Source organism: Treponema maltophilum ATCC 51939 (assembly GCF_000413055.1).
GTDB lineage: Bacteria > Spirochaetota > Spirochaetia > Treponematales > Treponemataceae > Treponema_C > Treponema_C maltophilum.
This window is the reverse complement of record NZ_KE332518.1, coordinates 1,620,835-1,646,522: the sequence shown is the minus strand read 5'-3', so window position 1 is coordinate 1,646,522 and position 25,688 is coordinate 1,620,835. Positions and strand designations below refer to the sequence as shown.

The window sequence follows — 25,688 nt, the reverse complement described above, 5'->3', positions numbered from 1 at the left end:
GTTTACTTTCCCAATCCCGCAATACCGAACCACTTGGTAAGATCGCTCATTTCCCGAGCGACAAGGCCGATGTCCACGCGTGCGGTCGTTTCGCCCAGTAAATACTTTGTGCCGTCCTGTTCAAGATGAGCGCCTGAACTTTCTATGTCTATGCCGAAAAGGGCGTGGCTGTACTGCGGCGAAATAAACAGCATTGTTTTGTAATTCATGTGCGCCATAAGAACGGCGAGCAAAAGGGAGCGGCTGTCGCAATCGGAACCGCTTCCCGTCAGCGTGTCGATAAGACCGGTAAAATCGCTTGCATTGCGCTCCCGCTCGTAGGGAAAAAGCTGCACCCAGCTCAAGAGCGTTTGCGCCAATTTTTTGTCGAAATCCTCTCCGGCTTTAAGTTCCGTTTTAAGCTCGGTTTCGAGCGCATTGTAAACCGAAAAGGAGGTTTTTTCCAAACGCCTGTATGCGTCGCGGTAAATCATGCGGTAATAGCGCTGCCACGCTTCTTTCCACAGCGGCGTGTCGGCAAAGCGGATGAGGACGTCGTATTCGATATCGATAAGCGCATTGTGCGCTTCACTGTCGCTTTTGTCCAATTCAACGGGAATTTCGGTTTTTCCGATTTTTACATTCGTTTGAAAGGATCCCGTTTTCGGGTAGCCGTAATCGGTTAAAATGCCGCTTATATTGCGGTTATTGCTTTGCGGCGAAAAAGAATTCAATGCTGAAACGATAAGCGTTTGAAACTGCTCGAATTGTTGTTCGGGGGTATAAGCTAAAACGAGGGTCAATCCCTTGTCTTCGTCGGCGGGAACGATAACTGCCCGGCCGCGGTTCGTTCGGTTTTGCAAATTCATGCTGAAAAAAGAAAGGGCGCAATTCCGAGAATGCCAGACAAACTCTTGAGTTTGGCCCGAAGCGTTCAGTTTTGCAAGTACCTCTTTCATCTTTTCGCCTGCGGAAATCGTTTGCGGCCATGAACGCACAATCAATGTAAGCGGGAACAATTCGTGTTCAAACTGATAACTGTCGGCGCCTTCTTTATAGCCGAGCCTGAAGCCTTCGGGTATGTCGAGAACATAGCCCCAAGTCGGCGAATACATTTGTTCGGCTGCGAGGCGACAAACGCCGGCGGCCAAAAACAGCGTACAAATGAAAAAAAATGCCCTTTGTTTTGCACGGTTGTAATTCATACGGAGATTATAGAATGAAACGGACGAAAAAACAATCGGAAAACACAGGGATTCAGCATGAACAAAAACCGGTAAAAGAAACTATCCGCTTCCGAATAGACGCGTGAAAAAAAGAGACCGTTCAGGCAATTCACTTCGTTCATAAGCCGTTCTCGGTCTCTTTTTTCACACCTTTTTCATAAACGTGCTTTCTTTTACGGCCTTTAGTCATGTCGAAGCCCTGTCTTCTTAATAAGGGAAAGAAGAATTTCTCATTCAAAATCCACGCAATTCAGACTCAAAAAGTTCTATCCTTTTGTCTTACGCTATACTAAACTTTTCATGCTGAATCCCTGTCGGAAAACACGGCGGGACTTCACTGAAAGCGGTAAATATTCTATTATGTGATACAAATGAAAATTCCCGTTATATTCGAAAACGATGATATTTGCGTCATAAACAAGCCGTCGGGTCTTGCGGTGCAGGGCGGTTCCGGGGTAAGCACTTCGGTGGATACGCTGCTTGCCGAACAGCGGGGCGCCAAGGTCTACCTTGTACACCGCTTGGATAAGGATACTGCGGGGCTTTTGATAACGGCAAAAAATCCCGCTGCCGCAGCCGTATGGACAAAGCTCATCGGTTCTCACTCGGTAAGCAAACGGTACTGCGCTTTGTGTACCGGAATGTTCGCCTCGCAAAAGGGGCGCATCGACGATCCCGTTGTGCATAAGGGGAACGTAAAAGAAGCCGAAACTTTTTTCCGTGTCCGTCGGCAAGCCGATATCGAAGAGGGCGGAATGCGCCTTTGTTTTTCGCTCGTTGATTTGACGCTCGGCACGGGGCGCATGCACCAAATACGCATTCATCTTGCGGGGCAAAAAACGCCGATTGCCGGCGACGATAAATACGGTGATTTTAAATTAAACCGTTTTTTGCGCAAAACTTTCGGCATAAAAAGACTGCACCTCGCAGCGATCCGCCTCGACTTTTCCGAACAGTGCGTAAACGAGGCGGATGTGCCGCCGTATCTTGAAGCGCCGTTTCCCGGCTTTATGAGCGAAACTCTCGCACGTTTGGGCTTCGGCACTTGATAGAATCGTCAAAAATAGATAACATGTGGCGCTATGGAGAGAGCTGATATAACAAGATCGTATCTTGAAACTTTATCTTCGGCCGATTTGAACGATTTGGCCGAAGAATACGGTATCGACATCCCCGAAGATTTAACGCGGCGTTTTGTTATCGCCGAATTGCTTGAAGCGGCGGTCGAAGACGAACGGGCGCGAGCCTCCGATCTGCGCGACATACCGGGCGCCGCAGCGGAAAGCGTTTCAAACAAGGCGCTCGATTTGCCGTCGTCGTACAATGAAAACAGAATAACGGCCGTTTTGCGCAACCCCGCCTGGTGCTATGTATATTGGGACATAAATCGTTCCGATTTTTCGGCCGCGACAAAGGAAAGTTCGTTTAAATCCTTTGTGCTGCGCATTTCGTATTTTAAAAAAGAAAGCGATAAAAGCCCCTGCGACGTGTTCGACATATCGGTCGAAGACGAAGACCGCGAGCAGTTTGTACTGCTGTCTTCCGGAAGCTGCATGCTCAGGGCAGATTTGATTGCCGAATTTTCCGAGCGCCGCCCCATGGAGCTGTGTCAATCCGGGCGTATCCCGATTCCGTACCGTCATCCCGATATCAGTTCGATTTCGTTGCGTAAAAACTTTCCGGCCGTTTTGGCTTTATCCGGTTTGCCGGATTTAATCCGCTCGCAATACAATGAGCACAGACAGTCTTTTTCTTCGGATGATTAAATATGCGGCATAATAAAACAAAAAAACAGCTTGTCATAACTTTGGTTGCAAATCAGGCTTATACGCGCTGCATGCAAAAAGATATTCCCGCTATTTGGCAAAATACGCTTTTTCCGGCGATTACCGACACGTACATTCCGCTTTTAAAAATGATGGAACGCCTCGCAAAAGACAAGGTTCCGTTTGCGCTGTCGCTCGTTTTAAGTCCGACTCTGTGCGCCCTTTGGGACGATCCGGCCGTGCAGGAAGAATACGGTTTATGGCTCGAACGCTTAATCGCTCTGGGCGAACGGGAAATTGAGCGCACAAAACATACGGCCGGTTTTTCGTCTTTGTCAAAATCCTATCTTAAACGGCTGAAGCAAACGAAAAGCTTTTTTGCCGACGAATGCGGCGGCCTCTTGCTGCCCAAATTTGCCGCTTTTGCCGCATCGGGCAATGTGGAATTTTTGGCGACGGCCGCAACTTCATGCTTTTTACCGCATTACCGCGAATTAAACGAAGCCGTCGACGCCCAAATTGAAGCGGGTCTTATATCGCACCGCACTTACTTCGGTTCCGTGCCCGAAGGCTTTTGGCTTCCGGCGATGGGCTATACCGACGGTCTTGAAAAAAATATCCGCAAATACGGTTTTTCGTATACCGTGCTCGACACCCACGGCTTTTTGTTTTCCGAACCACTTCCGCAAAACGGCATCTTTTCGCCCGCTCTCGTGCGCAACGGTCTTGCCGTATTTGCCCGCGACCCGAAAACGCGCTCGGCGGTCAGCGGCGGCTTTGCCAAAAACGAAGTATACCGCAACCAAAACCGCGACATCGGTTTTGAGTTTCCCGCGGACGATTTGGATGTTTTATTGCAGGGACAAAAAGAGCGCTGCGCAACCGGCTTTAAATATTGGTCGCAAAAAGATACGGAAACCGTGTACAGCTCATCCGCCGCCGCAAAGCAAACCGTCCTCGACGCCGAAACGTTTTTAAATACAAAGGCCGAATGCCTCGATCAGGCTTTTTCCGAACTCGGCAAAAAACCGGTTTCTCTTGCCTGCATCTTCGACGCGCGCGATTTGGGGCAAATCTGGTACGAAGGCGTCGATTGGCTCGAACAGGTTTTCCGTCAGGCGGCAAGCCGCACCGATATTGCGTGCGCGTCTTATTCGCGCATCCTTCCCGAACAAAGCGACATGCAAAAAATAACGCCCTTTATGAGTGCCGCCGAAGGTTCCGGCTATGCCGAAAATCTGCTGGACAAATCGAACGGGTGGATTCTCCGCTACGCGCTGAAAGCCGCCGAACGCATGGTCGATCTTGCCGAACGCTTTTCCGCCGACAGCGGGTTAAAAGAACGCTGTTTGAACCTTGCGGCAAAACAAGTGCTTGTCGCGCAAAGCGCCGACTGGCCGCGCATGCTGAATGCCGGAGTGAACGCCGATTACGCCGCCGAGATTTTCAAATACTGCATTCACGGATTTTCCGTTGTCTACGATTCGCTCGGTTCGAACAGTATAAGCACCGAATGGCTTACGCGTACCGAAAAAGATTTTCCGCTTTTTCCGTGGATGAATTACCGGATATTCGGCAAAAAACGATAAAAATATTTTATTTTCGCACGTTCAGTCGAATTCGACCGAAGAAATAATTTGTATGTTATCGCTTTCGCCGTTGTGCGGTTTTACTGATTCGCCAATTTTCGGTTTATTTTATCCCGCCGCGAATTCATGTTGTAGTCGAAAAGCGAATAGCCGAGTGCGTTTATGCGTCTTAGAAATTTTACATATCGTGTTCCCGAAAGAATTTTTTCCGCCTCATCCATAAGCCTGTCGCATTCGGCCGTATTTTTTTCTTCAAAATAAAACTGCGCCAAATTGATGTTCCCGTAGAACTTGTCGTAGCCGCTTTTTGCATGTGTAAGCGCGGCGATAAAAAAATCTTTTGAAAGTTTTTTGCTTCCGCCGCCGACTGCGGGGGCGTAATAATACCACCAGCCGGAAAGCGTGTAGGCGAAACTCATATCGGGATTTTTTGCAATAATGTCGGCGTAGTCCTTTTTTTCCTGCAGCCCGATTTTTACGGATTCCGCTTGCGGCAAAAACTGCATCATAGAATTCAGCACGTCCGCCGAAGTGAGGATGAACCACGGATTCAAATCGGTACCTTCGTTTGCCCGGGTGAATTGCGTAATTTTTTCGTACTGGGGGCGCAGAATTTTTTCCATGTTCGGGGATTTCATGTCTTTGGCATATTCGCAGTTGTAGTGCGCCGTTGCAAGCATGTTGGTGCAGGTGAGCCGCGCTTCTTCGGAAAAGGCTTTTATTTCGTCGGAGATTGAAGTGCGGTATGCGATGATTTTTTCGATGCATTCGTCTTCGGTATCCGATGTTCTGAGGCTGAGCCTGAAGTCGAATATTTTTTGAACAAGCGCATTTTCTTCGGAGCGGAATTCTTTTGCCGACGCCTGAAACACCAAAAGGGCGGAAAGCAGCACCGCCGATATTTTTGCCGATTTTTTCACTGCTGCAGAATACACAAATTTTCGATTTATTTAAAGAGGGGAAGAATACCCGGCTAATGTATGCGGGAAGCACCAGGTCTTCAGCATGAAAAGATTGGTATAGCGTAAGACAAAAAAGATGAAATATATTGAGCCTAAATTGTGCGGATTGTGAATGATTCAAGTAGAGTTCAGCTCGGAAATTCTTCCTTCGCGATTTACGCGGACAGAACTTTGGCGGACTAAAGAGCCTAAAAGAAAATATGCTTATGAGAAATGCGTGAAAAAAGAGGACGTGAATGGCTTATGAGCGAAGCGAATTGCCTGAGCGCCCTCTTTTTTCACGTATCCTTTCGTGAGTAGGTAGTTTCTTTTATTGATTTTAGTTCACGCTGAAGCTCTGACAGAAGTACATCCGTCTATTGCACAGATTTCACAATTCGTGGTAGACTTAATGGATTATGCACAACAACACAGCTGGCAAAAAAGAAATTCCGGTGTTCTTCGCTACGGACAACAACTACGCGCCGTTCATGGCGGTTGCTTTGGCGTCAATGCTGGAACATGCTTCAACAGCGCATTTCTATAAAGTCTATGTTTTAACGACGAACCTTCATCATGAATATACCGAACGGATAAAAAATATCTGCCGCGACACGATGAGCGGTAACGCATCCGTCGAATTCGTTTCTTTGCGCGAAGAAATGGAAAAGACGCCCGGCACCTTTCATTTGCGCGATTATTATTCAAGGGAAACCTACTGCCGAATATTCATTCCGCGTTTTTTTCCTCAGTACGACAAAGTGATTTACCTCGACAGCGACCTTGTGGTGACAGGCGATATTTCCGAACTTTATAATATCGATGTGGGCGACAATCTTGTCGGGGCTGCGATCGAAGAGGTTATGCAGTCTTTCGATGTATTCGGAACGTATGTGGAAAAGGCGCTCGGCATTCGGCGGGAAAAGTACTTCAGTGCGGGGGTGCTTCTTATAAATGCAAAAAAATACCGCGAAGAAAATATTGAAGAAAAATTCATCTCGCTTATGAACCGCTTTACGTTCAGAGTTACTCAGGACGAGGATTATCTGAATGTGCTGTGCAAGGACAAGATTACATGGCTCGATGTGGGCTGGAACAAGTCCGCTTATAAAACCGAAGGCTTTGATGAAAAGAACTTAAAGATAATTCACTACAAAATAGACTGGAAACCGTGGCACTACGACAACGTTCTGTACGCGGACTGTTTTTGGAAATGCGCCGAACGAACTCCCTTTTATGAGGAAATCTTAAAAGTTAAAGCTTCCTACGGTGCCGAACAAAAAAAACGCGACGCCGAAGCGTTTGAAAAACTCAAACGGATGGCGATTGAAGACACGAACGATCCCGACAATTATCGGAACACGGTAAACCGGGCGAACGCCGGACGGAATCCCGAGCGCCTTGCGATCGTAGAAAAGATAAAAGCCTACGAAAGGGAGGGTCGTTTTGCCGAGGACGTCGAGCCGGATCCGCCGACCGTTCCGCTCCGCCCCGAAATGGTCGACTATCTGAATAAAAAGATTTCCAGCAAACTGTGGATGAAGTTTGCGAATATGCTCGCGCGCCGCCATATTAACCGCCTTATGAAATCGGGGCAAATGGTTATAAAAGAAGTTCGCGGGCTTGAAAACTATATTCCGCTGAAAAGAACCGGCGCGATAATCACGTGCAACCACTTCAATCCCATGGACAATTTTGCCGTATACAAGGCGATAGAAAAGCACGTCTATCATCGGGAATTGGTAAAGGTGTGCCGTGAGGGAAACTATACGAATTTTCCGGGATTTTACGGTTTTTTGTTTAAGCACTGCAACACCATGCCTTTAAGCAGTCTGCCTTCGACGATGAAAAACTTTATGGCGGCGGTAAAAACCTATCTTTCGCAAGGAAGGCAAATTCTCATCTATCCCGAGCAGGCGATGTGGTGGAACTACAAAAAGCCGCGCCCGCTTACGCCCGGCGCATACCGTTTCGCCGCCGAAAACAACTCTCCCGTCATTCCGATGTTCATAACTATGGAAGATTCCGACCGCTTGGACGGCTTCGGTTTCCCGGTGCAGGAGTATACGGTTCACATTTTGCCGCCGATCTATCCGAAGGCCGGCCTTTCCGTAAAACAAAATGTCGAGTATATGAAGGACAGAAATTATGAAGTCTGGAAAGAAGTGTATGAATCCGTATACGGCAAACCGCTTTCCTATGCGGAATGATACCTGTGTTTTTTGACTTATGGCAGAGATAAAAAAGATCGTCTATTATTCCGACGAACTCCGCGATGAATTTTCAACCGCTGTTATACAGCCCCGCCCGATTGACGAACACTACGACTACGGCGGGAAAACTTTTTTATGGAAAGCAAAGCGCTTTTTCCTTCACCGAATTATCGCCCAGCCCATCGCCGTTCTCTATCTTAAACTCGCATTCCGCCACCGAATACTGAACCGTTCCGTCTTAAAAAAATACAAAAAAGGGCCCATGTTCGTATACGGAAACCACACGAATGTGTTTGCCGATCCGCTTGTGCCGACCTTTGTGAGTTTTCCGCAGCAGGCTTTTGTAATTGTTCACCCGAACAATGTTTCAATGCCGGTATGGGGAAAGATAATGCCCTATCTCGGAGCACTCCCTTTGCCCGATAATTTTTCTGCGATGAAAAATTTCATCGAAACCGTAAAATATCATGTCGAACACAACAAAAGCATTTACATATATCCTGAAGCTCATATTTGGCCGTTTTATACGAAAATCCGCCCGTTTACGGACGTTTCGTTTAAGTATCCGGTCGACTACGGCTGCCCGGTGTTTTGCTTTACGAACGTCTATAAAAAGCGCCGCTTTTCCGAAAATCCGAAAATGCTCACCTATGTCGACGGTCCTTTTTTTGCCGACGAACATCTTTCGCCGAAGGAACGCCGGCGCAAACTGCGGGACGAAGTGTACAACGCGATGTGCCGAAGAAGCGCTCTTAACGATGTTGAAATCGTTACGTACATCAAAAAAGAAAAGCCTGAACGTACAGGCATATAGGAGCAATCATGAAAAGCATACTGTTTTGCGGAAACGCTAAGGTTTTTGACGGCATGATGACGACGATGCTTTCAATATTCAAAAGAAGCGCTTCGAAGGAAGGGATACGCTTTTACATATTCACGATGAACCTTACCCGGCTCAAGGCGGACTACACGGCGCTCGGCGATGCACAGGCGGAGTTTCTTGACGGACTTGCAAAGTCATACAATCCCGAACATTCCGTCGTAAAAATCGATGTTACCGAAACATACGAAAAAGAATTCGCCTTATGCCCGAACGAAGGCTGCTATTGTTCGCCGTACACGCTCATACGGCTTTTTGCGGACATGGAACCGCGGATTCCCGAAAAATTCCTGTACCTCGACATCGACCTTCTTTTTAACCGCGACATAGACCTCCTGTGGAACACGGACATTGAAGGTTACGAGTACGCGGCTTCACGAGATCACTACGGAAAGTTTCTTGTACATCCGAATTTTATAAACGCGGGCGTGTTGCTGTTCAATATGAAAAAATGCCGCGAAACCGGACTCTTTGAAAAAAGCCGAAAACTCATAAAAACAAAAAAACTGACATTTGCCGACGAAAGCGCGATTATACGCAGCACGGTCAGAAAAAAAATACTTTCGCAGCGGTTCAACGATCAAAAATTCCTTTACAAAAACACCGTAATCCGCCATTTTTCACAGCGCCTTTTTTGGCTTCCGTATCCCCACATCGAAAACATAAAGCAGTGGCACATCACGAAAGTTCATAAAAAATTCGGCTACGAAAATTTCGACGATATCCTCTATGAATACGTATATCAAAAAACGAGGTTCGAGCGCGATTTTAAATAGGCCGCTCGGAAGGTTCTTCTGCGGGCGAAAACTTCGAGCTTAAAAACGCCATGGCTCCTCCGAGAGCCAATGCCGCCGCCGAAGATACGATCGACGGAACGCTTGCAAAACCGGAAAGGGACTGTAAAAAGCCGCCGGTAAATATATGTTTTGTGAGCGGGCAGATGTTCAAAGCCGAGCCGCACAAAAGTCCGAGGATCACGGCATAGGTGTGGTTCGGCGCTTTTTCCAAAAGTTTTTTTACCGCGTTCGCGCCGATTAAAAGTCCTGAAAGCACGCCGACTCCGTTCGGAAGAAGCAGAACAAGCGCGTGCAAAAAAGTTTCCGGTACGAAAAGCGCGGGTATGCTTTTTATGACGATCGGATACACGCCCATAATGAGCATTAAAAGCGAGCCGGAAATACCCGGCACGATCATCGCCACCGCACCCAAAAGACCTGCGATAAAAATCAATAAGGCGAGTTTTACCGAAAAAGCGGGAAGCGGCCCGCCTATGCTTTGTGAAGTGCCGAACGACGATTCGATTACGGAAAACAAAATCATCACGGCGATTCCGATAATCGCGCAGAATACAATGGAGGCGACTGCGGATTTTTCGATTTTCGCGCCCGTTTTCGTTTTTGTCGCAAGGACTGTAAGCATCGGAATGCTGCCGATAATCAAACCCGTAAAGAAAAAATTCGTCTGTACGGGAAATCTTTCATACAGCACGGTTATGATCTTGCTGAAAATCAGCACGCCCGATGCCATGCCCGCAACGATCGGCAGCACGAAGCGTTTGTTGTGCAGCAGTTTTTTTACGTTCAGCGTTATCGCGTTAATAAATTTACCGTAAATGCCGAAAACCACCGCGATGGTGCTTCCCGAAACGCCGGGAATCACGTTTGCCATGCCGATTACAATACCGATTGCAAGAGTCCGAAAAATATCCATGGCGCGATTCTATCACAAAAGGCGGGGAATGTCCCGGCCCGTATGAAAAAAAATTGCATGTTACCGCTTTCGCCGTTTTCTCAAAAATATACAGTGCAGGTACTGAAGGTTTTACAAACGGGTTTTACCGCGCTTTTTTTTGTGCGGCACTTAATTCAGCGTTTGAATGTCGCGTATTCTTTTGTGTAAATCGAGGGTGTTTTGCGCGGTTGCGATTCCTTTTTTTGCCGGGTCGAAGCGGGGGTATAGTTTCAACACTTGGCGCCATTTTTCGATCGCCTGTTCGAATTCGCCCTGCGCGTACAAGCGCATGCCTTCGGTGTACAGCTTGTCGGCAGCCTCTTCTTTTTTTTGTCTGCCGCCGTCGCCCAAATCCATTTTAACGGCCAAGCTGATTTTATTGATCGGACTCAAAGACGAGGTAAGATCGAAAGAATAGGCCGCGTTGAAAATCATCTTTTGCCACGCAAGGGACGAACCGATGCTTATTTTCGGATTGACGCCTTTGAGCAAAAAGCCGGCCTGCACGGCAAAAAAATCGGTTACAAAAAGTTCGGCACCTATGGCCGCGCTCGCACGTTCCGATTTCGAAAAATCCGTCATGTTCAGCGGTTTGCGGAACTCGAAGGCGAGCGTAACCGGTTTTATCATTTTATACGAAACGCCGGCCGACGCATACGAAGGAAGCGGAGCATCCGCGCTCGTGTTTTTGCCGAACCCCGTCCATGCAAAGCCCGCGTTGTGCAGGCTCAGACCGATGTTGAAGTTCGGGTCGCGCGACGCGTAAAATTTTGCCAAATTGAAACGCAACAGCATGCCCGCATCGGCGCTGAGCGCAACGCCCGATTGGCTCAGTCCGCTTTTCGGTATAACCCGCCCCGAAATATTGTCGCTGTAATCGGGGATGCTTCTGAAAGACGTTTTGAGGTTTGTGCCGAGCGCGATGCCTTTGAACGTGTACCCTGCGAAAAAATTGTACGAAATATTGAACGCGGCGGTCGTTTCCGAATAATAGCCGGTTGATGTGCGCTCGCCGAAAATATTGTATTCGGTAAAGGGAATGTAAAAACTTTTTAATGCGCCGCCGTATCCCAAATTGTTCGTACGGCGCGTAAATATGAGCGTATCGACCGCCGAATCGGCTATCCAAAAATTGTGGAATAAAGCAAGTTCGGTTTGTTTAAGCACGGAACTTGCGGCCGGATTGTATTCGAAAAAAGAAACGTCGTCGGTCATTGCGCTGAAGGCGGTTCCCATCGCTTCGGATCGGCCGCCGACGGGTATGTTCAGCGAGCGGAACGAGGTGAGTCCCGCATTGCCGTCTTTTAAAAATCCGAATGCACTCAAAAGCGATTCGTACGGTTTTGCCGTATCCGCCGCCCGTATAAGGGAGGCGCTGCATAAAAAGAGAAGGGCTGCCAGATGTTTTTTCAATTCGGCTTTCAGCGTTTTTCCGCGCATGTTTCCTCAACCGTCATATTATTGAGTATACTCTATTTTCGGTCTTTTTTCATTATTATTTACCGTTAAAACACCGAAAATAATAACGAAAATGGATACTTTTACATATTTCTTTTCTGTGCTACAGTAGTAATCGGGAGCGTACTATCAGTAAAAGGTTTTTGTCCGTCATATGCATTCTTCTCGCCGTATCCGGTCTTTTTGCTTCCGGCCGAAAAGATGCGAATTTAAGTGCGGCCGACGACCTTATTGCGCAGGGAAAACTGAATGAAGCGATACTGTTTCTTGAAGAATACATCAAACGCCGGCCGGAGAACTTTGACGGTGCGCAGCGCCGAATCGATAGAATTTTCGCTTTACGCAATAAATACACCGACGCGGCAAACGAATTGATTGACGTTATCATCGAAGAGCCGTTGAACGATGAAAAAAAGCTGGCTCTTGTTGACCGGCTCGAAAGGCAGGAAAGCGACCCGACCGAAACCGAACGCGCCTTTGTAGCCGAAACGAAAATCGCTTCGCAGTTTACGTATTACCGCGCCGTATTCGATTCCATTATGAAAGAGGGTGCCGCGCTTTTAAACGGCAGGCGCTTTACCGGAGCGGCACGGCGCTTTGCCGACGGGCTTACCTTATACCGCAGCGATTTTTATGAAGATTTTGCCGGTACGGAATTGCTTGAAAAAACCGACGCGCATTTAACCGAAGTATCGAAAGCGCTCGATTCGTACGAAGCGCTGCAAAACACCCTTGCCTCTGCGGCCGAAAGATTCAACGCCGCTTTGGCCGAATACGACACCGACCGCGTCTTGGAATCCTATCGCTCTTACGACGGCGTTTTGCGCGAATATGCCGCGGTGCGCAACGTGTTTATGCGTGCGGGGCTTTATTTTCAAACGAGTTTTGCGCAAATGAAAAAGGACAATCCCGAATTGACCGAAGCCTCCTTTTTGCCCTTTGCTTACCGCTTTTTGCTCGGGCGCACGTCCAATCCCGATACGGGAATCGTGCGCGTATTGGATCGGCAGTGGGAAATCCTGTGTTCTCAATCGCGCGAGTTGTTGACCGCCTTTATCGAAAAAAAATCGACCGACATTGCCGCTCGATTGCCTGATGCCGCGCAAAGCACAACTGCCGACTCGCAAAAACTGACGCGGATCGCCGATATCGGAAAAGAATTTATTTCCTTATATACGCTTTTTGAAGGCGAGGACGCTCCTTCGGTTCCTTCGTTTTATGCATCCTATGATTCGGCACTGGATTACAATAAAGTTCTTACGGCGTACGTGCAAAAATTCATTGCACAAAAGGAGACCTTCGATTCCGAAAAAAAAGCGCATGACGATATATCCAGCCCGCCGCTTCGCGAACTGCAAAAAAATCTGGGCGTTATTTCCTATGCGGATACGCTTACCTCTTATGCCGCCCAAAAAGTTGCTGTCATTCAAACATGCGCCGCCGATATACGCGCTTTGGATGCCGCGCGCAGCCGATTTTCCGCTCCGCCGTGGGAAAGTTTATATACGGCTTTAAGCCGCTCTCTTGCCCGGTTTGCCGGCGAAAACGATGCGGAGACGCTGCGCACATGGGAAAAGCTAAGCTCGTTTGTCGTACGCTCTTCAAGCTTTGTGCGCGAACGATACGAAACGTCTTACGGCGAAGCCCGCGCCCTTATAAACGAAGGTTCGGATCCTTCCGTTTCGTCGCAGCCGGAAGAAGCGTTGACCGCGCTGCAAAAGATACAAAAAGATTTGGCCGAAGACGTAAAGGCCGCGACCGTCCGCTTCGATTTGCTTTCCGGTGCGCCGGCGGAACCGGTATTGCAAAATCCCGGCTCACAGTTGTACGCGGCGAATTTGCGCAGTGCGCGCTCGGATCTTGAGTATTTTAATAACCTTGTGCAGCGCATTGCCGAATCTTCACGGCTCGCTCAAAACAGAATACGCTTGGCGCTGCAGGCGCAAAACGAAGCCGATTTCAGGTACTCGCAGGCGCTTGCCGCTTTGCAGCGTGAAGATTTCGATGCCAGCCGCGAGTCTTTGCAGCAAGCGCGCAATAAGTACAACGAATCTTTGTCGTACCGCGATTCGCAAACGCTTCGTGCACAAACCGATAAAAAGCTGGATGCGCTCGGCGCCGACATCGTCCGGCTTGAAAACAGCAAGGTTGTGCGGGACGTGCGTCTTCTCATTACGAGCGCGCGCAGTTTGTATTACAACGGTGATTTTGAGCAGGCCGAACGGCTCATTTTGCAGGCGGAAGACCGCTGGGCAGTTACAAACGTCGAGCAAAATCCCGAGGTCGTAAACCTTAAAGCGCTTATCGGCAATGCACTTTCCATACGGACGGGGCGCTCCGTGCCGGTTACCGATCCGCTGTACCCGGAAATAAGTCAAACGCTTAACGCCGCCTATCAGTACTTCGAAGAAGGACGACAAAAAATCAATTCGGGTTCCCGAAGTGCCGGCATGGAACTGCTCAATACCGCACGCGAAAAAATAAAAGACGTGCAAGTGCTGTATCCGCTCAATCAGGAAGCGAACCTTTTGGCGCTCCGCATAGCGAAGTTTATCGATCCTGCCGGATTTGAAGAATTGTTCCGCCAGCGTTACAATACGGCGCGCAGCGAATACCGGAACCCCGCTACGGTAAACAGAGCCTATGCGGACTTAAAAGACTTATATGAAATCAATCCCAAATATCCCGGCTTAAAGAAGCTTATTTACGATATGGAAGTCGAATTGGGAATTATCGTACCGCCGCCCGATCCGCAAAAAATCGCGCGTGCCGCCCGATTGGTAAACGAAGCGCGGCGCCAATACGAAGCGAATCCGCGAAACGAAATCGTTCTTAACGGCGTTTTAAGCAAGCTGGACGAAGCGCTGACGCTTAATCCTGAAAACAGCGAAGCCGCTATTCTTGTAGACCGCATAAAAACCGGTATGGGCGGGCAATCGCTGGTCGTTTTAACCGCCGATGATGAACTGCTGTACCAAAAGGCCGTCCAAGAGCTTTCGAAGGGAAATACGATTACGGCTGCCGCCCTTGTCGCCGAACTGTGGCGGAATACAAAGCTGCGTAAGTCGGCAAAGGTTATCGATTTGAAAAATAAGGTGGATTCGCTGTTATGATGCGCTTAAAAATTGCTTGTGCCTGTATCCTTATTTTTTCCGTTTTTGCATCGGCTTTAGCCGCCGTCGATCTGTATTGGGAAAAACCCGTAACGCTTACCGACGGCGAAAGCCGTTTTCCCGCCTCCTCATACGGTAAAGATACCTCGATTGTCGTATGGCAGGACATAGAAAAAACCTCCGATCAACAGGGACGAATCTGGCTTTCGGCTCAGGTTATGTCTTCCGAAACCGGCAAAAACTGGGTTGCAAAAAGGCGATTTGCCGGCCCGTATGCGTATTCGGGCGAAGTACCGAACCTGTTTTCAGTCGCCGTCAATTCGGCCGGCGTTATCAGCGTATGCGCCCTTGCCGATGCGCAAACGATCGCCGTATTTACGTCCGATAACGGCGGAACATCCTTTACCGAAACAAAGCTGAATCAGGGCGGTATGTCCGTTGTCGCGCCGCGCGTTTTCCGCAGCTATGACGGCGGTTTTGTGCTTTTTGCGACTCAGGGAAACAGTCAAAGTTTTTCTTTAAAGTTTACGCGCTCGCCCGACGGAAAACGCTGGCAGGATTTCCGCGATTTTCCGCCTTCGCAAAAACTGGCCAATTCTTTTGTGCCCGATTTTATCGCGTTGCCGAACGGACGCGAAATGGTTGTTTTTCAGTCCACGTACATCGCGAATAACCGTATTACCTATCAGCTTTATTCGTCGTATTCGGACGACAGGGGCGGAAGATGGTCGGAGCCGGTTCTCGTTACCGACCGAATCGACGGAACCGGACTTGTAACCGACTATACAAACCAGCGGCCTCTTTTGTATCTTTTTGAAAATACGCTCTACCTTGCATGGGAGCGCTCCCGCACGTCGTCCGCCAGATCCGCAGTCGTTGTCGCGCCGTTGGGCGAAAACGACGGCAGAATAAAAGGCGCGATGGAACAGATTTCGCCGCGTCAAGTCGCCGCGTACCAGCCGGTGCTGTTTACGTATGAAGGAAACCTTGCGGCGCTGTGGACCGACACGCGGCGCGGTATCGAAAATATTTATTTCGCGTCGAAAAAAGGCATGCTGTGGGACGAAAGCCGCATTTCCGTCAGCGGTTCATCTTCCGTGTACGGCTCTCCGCTGTTTACCGCCGGCGACAAAGATTTGCACATTTTTTGGGAACAAAAAAGCGGCAAAAGCTACCGCGTAATCCGCCTTTCGGCCGACCGCTCCGTTTCTCCGCCCGTTTTAAAACCCGCATCGTTTAAAGACGGCGAGCGTTCAAACGGCGGAAAACTTTCCGTGCGTTTGCAAATTCCGCAGGATTCGTCGGGAATTGCCGGATATTCGTGGATTTTAACAAAAAACGCCGACGAAGAGCCGCCGGAAACGTTTATGGAATTCCCGTCAAAAACGACCTTTTCGGCTTTTCCCGACAGCGACGGCTTATGGTATTTAAAAGTGCGGGTTACGGATCATGCGGGAAACTGGTCTGAAAGCGCAAGCGTTTCATATTATCGGGATACGACGCCGCCTCAAAAACCGGAGATTGTAAGTCCGCCTTTGGACGATGCAGGCTTTATGACTTCAAATACGTTCCGCATACAGTGGCGCACCCCCGCTTCCGACGACGACCTTATTGCAGGCTATACCTATTCGCTGCAGTATATCGGCTCGCTTCGCGATTACCGGAAAAATCCCGCAGCCTACGGTACGCAAAGTGCGGCGTTTTTAAAAACGAGTGTGCCTGCAAAAATCGTTACCGGCAATTCTTTTGCTTCGTGGACGAATTGGGACAACGGCGTATACGCGTTTTCCGTTTCCGCCGTTGACGTTGCGGGCAATATCGGCGAAAAAGCCGTCATCCCCGTCTATTTAAATAAATACATCCCGTACACGGCCGTAACCGCCGTATATCCGCAAACCGACGTGTACGGCAATGTGTCGTTGAGCATTTTCGGCAAGGGTTTCAGTTCCGACGGCGCGATTTCCGCCGTGTATTTGGACAAAGACGGCAAAGCGCCCTACGATGCGGTATTCGAATATGCAAGCGGCGATTTTAAAATCGTCTCGGACACGAAAATAGGCGGCATAGAATTTGCCGGCTTGGAAAGCGGAACGTACCGCATCGGTATTTTGCATCCGAAGCGCGGTTTATACATGACGCAGCCGATTTTATCGGTAAACGAATTCGGTACGGTAAAAACGGGCGACTATGCCTATCGTTTTGAGCCGCCGTGGAAAGCATACAGCGCACCGTCCCGGTATGCGGTTCAAATAAGCGATATTTTATTGTGGACGATATTTATTTTGGCTGCCGCGGGGCTTTTTTTCGTGTCGCGGCAAATGCTCGTAACGGTGCAGGATGCGATTACGGTAAGGCGTGAAGTGCGCGCTTTTATTTCAGGAGAAGGTATGGTATCGGAACGGAAACAAAAAGAAAAAGAATTGCGCCAGCGCGGAATGAGTTTAAGATACAAGATGATGTTTTTTACGTCGATTTTGGTATTGCTGCTCACGCTGCTCGTATCGGTTCCTTTAGGCTTTATCTTTGTGCGGACGCAGGAAAGCACCCTTGCCAAAGGCTTGGAAGACCGCATTTCGGTTTTGACGGAAAGTCTTGCTTCCGGCGTAAAAAACTATATGCCCGGACAAAACCTGCTCGAACTCGGTTTGCTGCTCAATCAAAGCGAATCGATGAGCGAAATTCAATACGGTACGATTTTGGGTTTGCCCGCCGACGGCAGCAATACGCATGTCGATTATGTGTGGGCGTCCAACGATCCGAATATAGCGAATAAAATAAACAGTCAAACGCTCGTTCTCGGATCTTCGCGCTTTATTCATGAAGAGGCGGCACTTATAGGCGACAGAATCGCTTTATTGAATCGGGAAGCCGAAAACCAAATCGGCGGCATTTCTTCCGATTTGGTTTCTTTAACTGCCGAAGGAATGTCGCTTGCTTTGAAAACGGACGCCGCATCGGTTGAGCGGCGCAACGATATTCAGCAGGCGAGTACGCAGCTTACCCAAACGCTTAATCGCGCTTTAAACGATCTGTCGAAAGCCGGTTCGGGTTCTCTTCCCGAATTCAACAGCGGGCGCCTGTCGCGCGGCGTTACCGACTATCTTTTTTACAAACCCGTTTTGTATCGGCGCGGTACCGAACAGATTTACGTGCGTGCGGTAATCTTGCTTAAAGTCAGCACCGAAGAACTGATCAATACCGTAAACCGGGCGACGCTGACCGTTGTGCTTACCGCTTCAATCATCGCTCTTGTCGCCGTCATCATCGGTATTTCGGGTTCGCTTGTTTTGGCGTCGATTATTATCCGGCCGATCAGGCGCCTTGCGTCCCACGTGGCAATGATCCGCGATACGGGCGACAAAGCCGAACTTGCCGGTAAAGATCTTCCCGTAGATACGGGCGACGAAATCGGACTTTTGAGCGAAAACGTCAACGACATGACCCGCGCACTGGTTGAAGCCGCGGTCAACGAAAATATGCTGCTCGGCGGTAAGGAAGTACAGCGTGCGTTTTTGCCGCTTGACGAAGTCAGTATCGAAGGTAAAAAAGTCAAGCAATCGGTCGGCAGACTCGATACGCCGTATGCGCAGTTTTTCGGCTATTACGAAGGCGCAAAGGGCGTTTCCGGCGACTATTTCGATTATAAAAAACTCGACGAGCGCCGCTTTGCCGTTATAAAGGTCGACGTATCGGGCAAGGGCTCGCCTGCCGCCCTTATTATGGCCGAAGTCGCCGCCCTGTTCACCGAATATTTTACAAACTGGAACATACAAAAAAACGGCGTCGATTTATCGCCCTTGGTGTATAAAATAAACGACCACTTAGTAAACAGAAATCTGTTCGGAAAATTCGCCGCGTTTACCTTGGCTATTTTCGATTCCGTTGCGGGCGACTTTTACTTTTGTAATGCCGGCGACAATTTGATTCACCTATACGATGCGTCCGCCGGACAAAAAAGAACGATTACGTTAAAGGAAACGCCTACGGCCGGCGCCTTTCCGTCCGACCTCGTGGAAATGCGCGGCGGCTATCCGGTCGAAAAAGTCCATGTGGATTCGGGCGACGTACTGTTTTTATACACCGACGGTATTGAAGAAGCGAAGCGGCTTTACCGCGACAATGAAGGCCGCGCTTTAAAATTCCGCGACGAAACGGATATTCCCGTTACCGATGAAGAGCAAAAGGGCTACGAAGAATATTTAAACCTCTATGCCGACGGACAAAAACTGAAAGCGGATAAAGCCTTCCGCGATTTTGAACAAACGCTGCCGGAACCTTTGCGTGTCTTTTTACAAAAAAAGTCGGCCGATATTTCCGATCCGAAAAAATATCTTCAGGGCGTGCGCTCTTGCGACCCGTGGGCACGGGAATACGCCGCTTTTGAAGCCGATTCGGTTCCGCAAGAACAGCGTATCGGCAAAGCGCAAGTGCGCGCGTACATAAAGCGCTACAACCGGCTTACGGTTTCCAAAAAGTTTTTAAACTTTATTGCACGCATGAAAGACGATGTGTATGCTTACATCGTTTATATGAGTAAAAAAGGTTCAAGTGTCGTTGACGGCGAAGAAATGTCCGCCACGCGCGTGCACGATATTATCGAAGCGGTATTCAAACGCAAAACGTATTCGCTTATAAAACGGAGCAACCCGCGCACCTTTGCGTCCGATCAAAGTTTCGACTTCGACTTTTCCGATTGTGCCGGAACGCCCGAAGATGCCGTTATGGCTCTCGTTTCCGTCGAAAAAGTGTTCCGCATGTATAAGTCTCCCGAAGCAAATGCCTACGATCATGCCGTCATCGATAAAAAAGTCGATGCATTTTTGAAAAAGCATTTTGTGCAATATTCGGTATACTGCGCGCAGCGGGCGGAGCACTTTCAAAGTTCTTTGCGCGACGAATACATGTTTTATACGCATATAAAAGAAGACGAACAATTTGACGATCTTACGCTGGTCGGAATTAAAAAAAAGTAGTATATTTGAAGTAGCTTTTATAAAAGAGGAGCAGACTATGAATGATTTTATGAACAAGATGAAAGAACTGATCGACCAGGGGTTCGACGCTTCGCAAAAAGCGCTGGCAAAGGCCGGAAACAAAATTCAGGAATTGGGCGATAAGGGCATAACAAAGATTGAACTGACCCGGCTCGAAAGTCAAAGCCGCAAATGCTTTGCCAAACTCGGACTGTTGGTGTACGATGCCTTTGTATGCGAAGGGAAAGCGTCGATAACGGCAAAAAACGCGGAGGTTGCCGCCGTATTGGACGAAATCGAACGCTTAAAACATGAAATGGAAGTACGTTCCAAAGCGTCCGCTTCTTCCGGAACCGCTAAAAAGGGCTAAAAAGCCGTAAAGAAGCGTAGGAAGAGTAAAAAAAAGCTAAAAAAAGGTAAAAAAAAGCTGTAGAGTGCTTGACACGAAATAGCCGGCTGTGATATATTCAACACACTCGCCGCTTGAGTAAAACGCTCGCGCGGCACATATTTTTTGCCGCCGTAGACGGCAAAAAAAGAGCAACTTGAAATACAAGGGAAGGAAAAGAAAGCTGCAGTAACGTGACGGTTACTGCAAATGCTACAAAGCCGGAAACGGTTTTGTAAGACAGCAAGAGGTTCAATAGTGCGGGTACGAAAGTATCCGGGTTGAAATAAACAAGGGCAGCCGTCTAAAGGACGGCACAGTCAATGCATCGGAAGTATTCTGCATAAAGCGGGGTACGGAAGGTGCAATCCTTGAAATAAAAGCAAGGGACGATTTGAAATGAAATCATTGGTCGCAAGACCTATGAATACAATCATGGAGAGTTTGATCCTGGCTCAGAACGAACGCTGGCGGCGCGTCTTAAACATGCAAGTCGAACGGCAAAAGAGGGGCTTGCCCCTTTTTGAGAGTGGCGGACTGGTGAGTAACACGTGGGTGACATACCTTTTAGTTGGGGATAGCTATTAGAAATAGTAGGTAATACCGAATGTGACCGTATTTATTAGAAGGATACGAGGAAAGGAGCTAAGGCTTCGCTAAAAGAATGGCTCGCGGCCCATTATGCTTGTTGGTGAGGTAACGGCCCACCAAGGCGATGATGGGTATCCGGCCTGAGAGGGTGAACGGACACATTGGGACTGAGATACGGCCCAGACTTCTACGGGAGGCAGCAGTTAAGAATATTCCGCAATGGACGAAAGTCTGACGGAGCGACGCCGCGTGGATGAAGAATGCCGAAAGGTTGTAAAATCCTTTTAAGCCTGATGAATAAGCACAATAGGGAATGATTGTGCGGTGACCGTAGGGCTTGAATAAGCACCGGCTAATTACGTGCCAGCAGCCGCGGTAACACGTAAGGTGCGAGCGTTGTTCGGAATTATTGGGCGTAAAGGGCATGTAGGCGGATAGGCAAGCTTGGTGTGAAATGTTACAGCTTAACTGTGAGACAGCATTGAGAACTGCCGATCTTGAATTACTGAAGGGTAACCAGAATTCCACGTGTAGGGGTGAAATCTGTAGATATGTGGAAGAATACCAATGGCGAAGGCAGGTTACCGGCAGATAATTGACGCTGAGGTGCGAAAGTGCGGGGAGCGAACAGGATTAGATACCCTGGTAGTCCGCACCGTAAACGATGTACACTAGGTGTCTGGCATAACAGCTGGGTGCCAAAGCAAACGTGATAAGTGTACCGCCTGGGGAGTATGCCCGCAAGGGTGAAACTCAAAGGAATTGACGGGGGCCCGCACAAGCGGTGGAGCATGTGGTTTAATTCGATGGTACGCGAGGAACCTTACCTGGGTTTGACATAGTATCTGATGCCGTAGAGATACGGCAGCGTAGCAATACGAGGTACAACAGGTGCTGCATGGCTGTCGTCAGCTCGTGCCGTGAGGTGTTGGGTTAAGTCCCGCAACGAGCGCAACCCCTACTGCCAGTTACTAACAGGTAAAGCTGAGGACTCTGGCGGAACTGCCGGTGACAAACCGGAGGAAGGTGGGGATGACGTCAAGTCATCATGGCCCTTATGTCCAGGGCTACACACGTGCTACAATGGTAGGAACAAAGTGAAGCGAAGCTGTAAAGCGGAGCAAAACGCAAAAAAGCTATCGTAGTTCGGATTGGAGTCTGAAACTCGACTCCATGAAGTTGGAATCGCTAGTAATCGCATATCAGCACGATGCGGTGAATACGTTCCCGGGCCTTGTACACACCGCCCGTCACACCATCCGAGTAGAGGGTACCCGAAGTCGGTAGTCTAACCGCAAGGAGGACGCTGCCGAAGGTATGCTTTGTAAGGAGGGTGAAGTCGTAACAAGGTAGTCGTACCGGAAGGTGCGGCTGGATCACCTCCTTTCTAAGAGAAAGGTAAAAAAACACTGCGTGTTTTTTTACTGCCGGTTTGCCGAAGGCAAACCGGGGTAGAAATACAGCGTGTTTATAAAGTGTCAGATGTACAACACGGGCCTTTGTTTATAAAGCCTCTTGTGCTTTCTTTTCCTCCCTTTTATTTATATGACGGGGATATAGCTCAGCTGGCTAGAGCATCGGCTTTGCAAGCCGAGGGTCAGGGGTTCGAATCCCCTTATCTCCAGTAAAATCAATCATTCGGCGGTTTCGGCCGTAGAATGGTTTTTCATAGATGAAATCCGCATTGAAGCGGAAAGTAATCAGCGCACATTGACAATGAAGGGAAGGAAGAAACGAAGGCGTATGGCGCGGAGCGGAAGGAAGAAAGCCGAGGAAGCTTGACCTGATCCTGAAGCGATGAGGCGTTATACGGAAAGCAAAAAAGATAATATGGTCAAGCGACAGAGGTTTATGGCGGATGCCTGGGAGCTGTGAGGCGAAGAAGGCCGTGGTAAGCTGCGAAAAGCCGGGAGGAGAAGCACACATTCCGTGATTCCCGGATAGCCGAATGGGGTAACCCGGCGACAGAGATGTCGTCATTACGATACCTGAATAAAATAGGGTAGTAAAGCCAGACTAAGTGAAGTGAACCATCTAAGTAACTTAAGGAAAAGAAATCAAGAAGAGGAGCGATCCTCCGGAGATTCCGAAAGTAGCGGCGAGCGAAATCGGAGGAGCCCAAACCCGGTTAAACGGGGGTTGTAGGGCCGCATGGGGATGACCCGAAGAGTTGGTGAGAAAACTTATTTATAGTGGAAAGGTTTGGGAAGGCCTGACAGAGAGGGTGAAATCCCCGTACACGAAATGAATAAGACTCTTTGATGCGGTACCTGAGTACGGCGGGGCACGAGGAACCTTGCCGGAAGCGGGGTCGACCACGATCCAAGGCTAAATACTCCACAGCTACCGATAGTGCAGCAGTACCGTGAGGGAAAGGCGAAAAGAACCCCTGCAAGGGGAGTGAAATAGAACCTGAAACCATAAACTAACAAGATGTTACGGCGCGAAAGCGTTGTAGCGTGCCTTTTGTAGAATGAACCTGCGAGTTATCTTATGCAGCGAGGTTAAGGGATGGGAGTCCCGGAGCCGAAGGGAAACCGAGTCTTAACAGGGCGAAATAAAGTTGCATGAGGTAGACCCGAAGCCAAGGTGATCTAGTCATGAGCAGGTTGAAGCAAGGGTAAAACCTTGTGGAGGACCGAACTATAATCTGTTAAAAAAGGTATGGATGACTTGTGACTCGGAGTGAAAGGCTAAACAAACCTGGAAATAGCTGGCTCTCCCCGAAATGCCTTTAGGGACAGCCTTATACAAATTTAGCGGAGGTAAAGCACTGGATGGACTAGGGGGCGTCACTGCCTACCAAACCCAATCAAACTCAGAATGCCGCAAAACAACGTATAGGAGTGAGACTGCGTGCGACAAGGTTCGTAGTCGAAAGGGAAACAGCCCGGACCAACAACTAAGGTCCCGAAATACCGCTAAGTGTAAAATGAAGTTTGGATGCACAGACAGCCAGGAGGTTGGCTTAGAAGCAGCCATTCCTTAAAAGAGTGCGTAATAGCTCACTGGTCGAGCATACAAGCGCAGATAATGTAACGGGGCTAAGCGGTATACCGAAGTTTTGGATCTAACACGTTTTGTGTTAGGTGGTAGGGGAGCATTCCATGAGCTGAAGAAGCAATACCCGTGAGGGGTTGTGGAGGTAGTGGAAGAGAGAATGCAGGCATAAGTAACGCAAAGACGGGTGAGATTCCCGTCCGCCGAAAACCTAAGGTTTCCTGGGTAAAGGCAATCTGCCCAGGGTAAGTCGGCCCCTAAGGCGAGGACGAAAGTCGTAGTCGATGGGAAATCGGTTCAAAATCCGATACCTCTATCAGTTTCGAGGGCAAGACGCATGAGGTGAAACCCGGCCGGAGAATGGTAGTTCCGGTCGAAGCAACGAGCTTTTGAGAGCGACAGGCAAATCCGTCGTTTGAGGTAAGTTGTGACAGCCAACGGAGAGAAAGTCGAAGTGAAGCGGGTGTAATCAAGGTGCCGGGAAATATTGTCTAAGGCTAGGCTGATAAAGACCGTACCGTAAACCGACACAGGTAGGAAGGATGAGAAATCTAAGGCGCACGAGAGAACTCGCGTTAAGGAACTCGGCAAAATGCACACGTAACTTCGGAAGAAGTGTGGCCCGATTCGGTAAAAGAAGAGGGTGGCACAGAGCAGGCCCAGGCGACTGTTTATCAAAAACACAGCCATCTGCTAATCAGCAATGAAACGTATAGGTGGTGACACCTGCCCGGTGCCGGAAGGTTAAGAGGAGATGTGAGGGGAGCCCCAAAGCATTGAATTGAAGCCCCGGTAAACGGCGGCCGTAACTATAACGGTCCTAAGGTAGCGAAATTCCTTGTCGGGTAAGTTCCGACCCGCACGAATGGTGTAACGATTCTGGGCACTGTCTCAACGCGAGACTCGGTGAAATTTATATACCGGTAAAGAAGCCGGTTACCCACAGTTAGACGGAAAGACCCCGTGAACCTTCACCGTAACTTACTATTGGGATTTTATTTATCATGTGTAGAATAGGTGGGAGACAATGAGGCGTGGTCGTTAGGCTGCGCGGAGTCGCAAAGTGAAATACCACTCTTGATGAATGAAATTTCTAACCTGTGCCGTGAAGCCGGTATAGGGACAATGGTAGGCAGGCGGTTTGACTGGGGCGGTCGCCTCCTAAAGAGTAACGGAGGTGCGCGAAGGTCTCCTCACTCTGGTTGGAAATCAGAGCGCGAGTGTAAAGGCACAAGGAGGCTTGACTGCGAGAGTGACAGCTCGAGCAGGTACGAAAGTAGGTCTTAGTGATCTGGCGGTAGCGAGTGGAAGCGCCGTCACTTAACGGATAAAAGGTACTCCGGGGATAACAGGCTGATCTTCCCCAAGAGTTCACATCGACGGGAAGGTTTGGCACCTCGATGTCGGCTCATCGCATCCTGGGGCTGGAGCAGGTCCCAAGGGTTTGGCTGTTCGCCAATTAAAGCGGTACGTGAGCTGGGTTCAGAACGTCGCGAGACAGTTCGGTCCCTATCTGCTGTGGGCGTTGGATGATTGAGAGGAGCTGCATTTAGTACGAGAGGACCGATGTGGACGAACCTCTGGTGTATCTGTTATTCTGCCAAGAGTAAGTGCAGAGTAGCTATGTTCGGAAGGGATAACCGCTGAAAGCATCTAAGTGGGAAGCCCACCTCAAGATAAATCATCCCTGAGGGTTTAACCCTCCTAAAGACTCCGGAGACACTATCCGGTCGATAGGTTGCAGGTGTAAGTACAGCAATGTATTCAGCCGAGCAATACTAATCAGTCGTGAGGCTTGACCATATTATCTTTTTTACTTACCAAACTATTCGTTTTTTCC

General features: G+C 48.9%; 13 protein-coding genes, 1 tRNA gene and 2 rRNA genes. 12 read left to right on the top strand and 4 right to left on the bottom strand.

Features of this window, described 5'->3' with window-relative positions:
* Positions 1–2: 2 nt before the first annotated feature.
* Positions 3–1,184 carry a hypothetical protein gene (locus HMPREF9194_RS07490; RefSeq protein WP_016525766.1) on the bottom strand — a complete coding sequence of 394 codons (1,182 nt, stop codon included), beginning with the start codon at positions 1,182–1,184 and terminating at the stop codon, positions 3–5.
* A gap of 392 nt (positions 1,185–1,576) precedes the next feature.
* Here HMPREF9194_RS07490 and HMPREF9194_RS07485 point away from each other — a divergent pair, with 392 nt between their 5' ends.
* Genes HMPREF9194_RS07485 through HMPREF9194_RS07475 form a run of 3 tightly spaced genes read left to right on the top strand, consistent with a single transcriptional unit; the run spans position 1,577 to position 4,560 of the window.
* Positions 1,577–2,254 carry an RluA family pseudouridine synthase gene (locus tag HMPREF9194_RS07485; RefSeq protein ID WP_016525765.1) on the top strand — a complete coding sequence of 226 codons (678 nt, stop codon included), beginning with the start codon at positions 1,577–1,579 and terminating at the stop codon, positions 2,252–2,254.
* Between the two features lie 33 nt (positions 2,255–2,287).
* Positions 2,288–2,971, top strand: coding sequence for a DUF4912 domain-containing protein (locus HMPREF9194_RS07480; protein WP_016525764.1), 684 nt, complete (start codon positions 2,288–2,290; stop codon positions 2,969–2,971).
* A gap of 2 nt (positions 2,972–2,973) precedes the next feature.
* Positions 2,974–4,560 carry a 1,4-alpha-glucan branching protein domain-containing protein gene (locus HMPREF9194_RS07475; RefSeq protein ID WP_016525763.1) on the top strand — a complete coding sequence of 529 codons (1,587 nt, stop codon included), beginning with the start codon at positions 2,974–2,976 and terminating at the stop codon, positions 4,558–4,560.
* Positions 4,561–4,640: 80 nt separating this feature from the next.
* On the opposite strand, the gene HMPREF9194_RS07470 is transcribed toward HMPREF9194_RS07475, so the two are convergent.
* Positions 4,641–5,480: a hypothetical protein gene (locus HMPREF9194_RS07470; protein ID WP_016525762.1), complete on the bottom strand. Its 840-nt coding sequence runs from the start codon at positions 5,478–5,480 to the stop codon at positions 4,641–4,643.
* Between the two features lie 440 nt (positions 5,481–5,920).
* On the opposite strand from HMPREF9194_RS07470, the gene HMPREF9194_RS12115 reads away from it, so the two are divergent.
* Genes HMPREF9194_RS12115 through HMPREF9194_RS07455 form a run of 3 tightly spaced genes read left to right on the top strand, consistent with a single transcriptional unit; the run spans position 5,921 to position 9,370 of the window.
* Entirely contained in the window at positions 5,921–7,711 is a 1,791-nt protein-coding gene (locus HMPREF9194_RS12115) for a glycosyltransferase (RefSeq protein ID WP_016525761.1), read from the top strand.
* Positions 7,712–7,730: 19 nt separating this feature from the next.
* Positions 7,731–8,528, top strand: a complete 798-nt coding sequence (locus HMPREF9194_RS07460; protein WP_016525760.1) for a 1-acyl-sn-glycerol-3-phosphate acyltransferase — start codon at positions 7,731–7,733, stop codon at positions 8,526–8,528.
* A gap of 8 nt (positions 8,529–8,536) precedes the next feature.
* Positions 8,537–9,370 carry a glycosyltransferase gene (locus HMPREF9194_RS07455; protein ID WP_016525759.1) on the top strand — a complete coding sequence of 278 codons (834 nt, stop codon included), beginning with the start codon at positions 8,537–8,539 and terminating at the stop codon, positions 9,368–9,370.
* Here HMPREF9194_RS07455 and HMPREF9194_RS07450 read toward each other — a convergent pair.
* Together HMPREF9194_RS07450 and HMPREF9194_RS07445 are read right to left on the bottom strand one after the other, a co-directional pair.
* Entirely contained in the window at positions 9,363–10,304 is a 942-nt protein-coding gene (locus HMPREF9194_RS07450; RefSeq protein ID WP_016525758.1) for a DUF368 domain-containing protein, read from the bottom strand. The genes HMPREF9194_RS07455 and HMPREF9194_RS07450 overlap by 8 nt on opposite strands.
* Positions 10,305–10,454: 150 nt before the next feature.
* On the bottom strand, positions 10,455–11,765 hold the full coding sequence (locus tag HMPREF9194_RS07445; protein ID WP_016525757.1) for a UPF0164 family protein: 1,311 nt from the start codon (positions 11,763–11,765) through the stop codon (positions 10,455–10,457).
* A 161-nt stretch (positions 11,766–11,926) separates the two neighbouring features.
* Here HMPREF9194_RS07445 and HMPREF9194_RS11915 point away from each other — a divergent pair, with 161 nt between their 5' ends.
* The 6 genes from HMPREF9194_RS11915 to HMPREF9194_RS07415 all read left to right on the top strand — a co-directional run bounded on the left by HMPREF9194_RS11915 (position 11,927) and on the right by HMPREF9194_RS07415 (position 25,651).
* The gene (locus HMPREF9194_RS11915) at positions 11,927–14,896 is read left to right on the top strand and encodes a hypothetical protein (protein ID WP_016525756.1); all 2,970 of its coding nucleotides are present in this window, start codon (positions 11,927–11,929) and stop codon (positions 14,894–14,896) included.
* Positions 14,893–19,869 carry a SpoIIE family protein phosphatase gene (locus tag HMPREF9194_RS07435; protein WP_016525755.1) on the top strand — a complete coding sequence of 1,659 codons (4,977 nt, stop codon included), beginning with the start codon at positions 14,893–14,895 and terminating at the stop codon, positions 19,867–19,869. Before HMPREF9194_RS11915 ends, HMPREF9194_RS07435 begins: the two co-directional genes overlap by 4 nt.
* 37 nt (positions 19,870–19,906) lie before the next feature.
* Entirely contained in the window at positions 19,907–20,239 is a 333-nt protein-coding gene (locus HMPREF9194_RS07430) for a hypothetical protein (protein WP_016525754.1), read from the top strand.
* Positions 20,240–20,689: 450 nt separating this feature from the next.
* A 16S ribosomal RNA gene (locus HMPREF9194_RS07425) occupies positions 20,690–22,235 on the top strand.
* Positions 22,236–22,398: 163 nt separating this feature from the next.
* Positions 22,399–22,472, top strand: a tRNA-Ala gene (locus HMPREF9194_RS07420).
* A 208-nt stretch (positions 22,473–22,680) separates the two neighbouring features.
* Positions 22,681–25,651 (top strand): 23S ribosomal RNA (locus tag HMPREF9194_RS07415).
* The 16S and 23S rRNA genes sit together here with 1 tRNA gene alongside, the layout of an rRNA operon.
* Positions 25,652–25,688 lie beyond the last annotated feature (37 nt).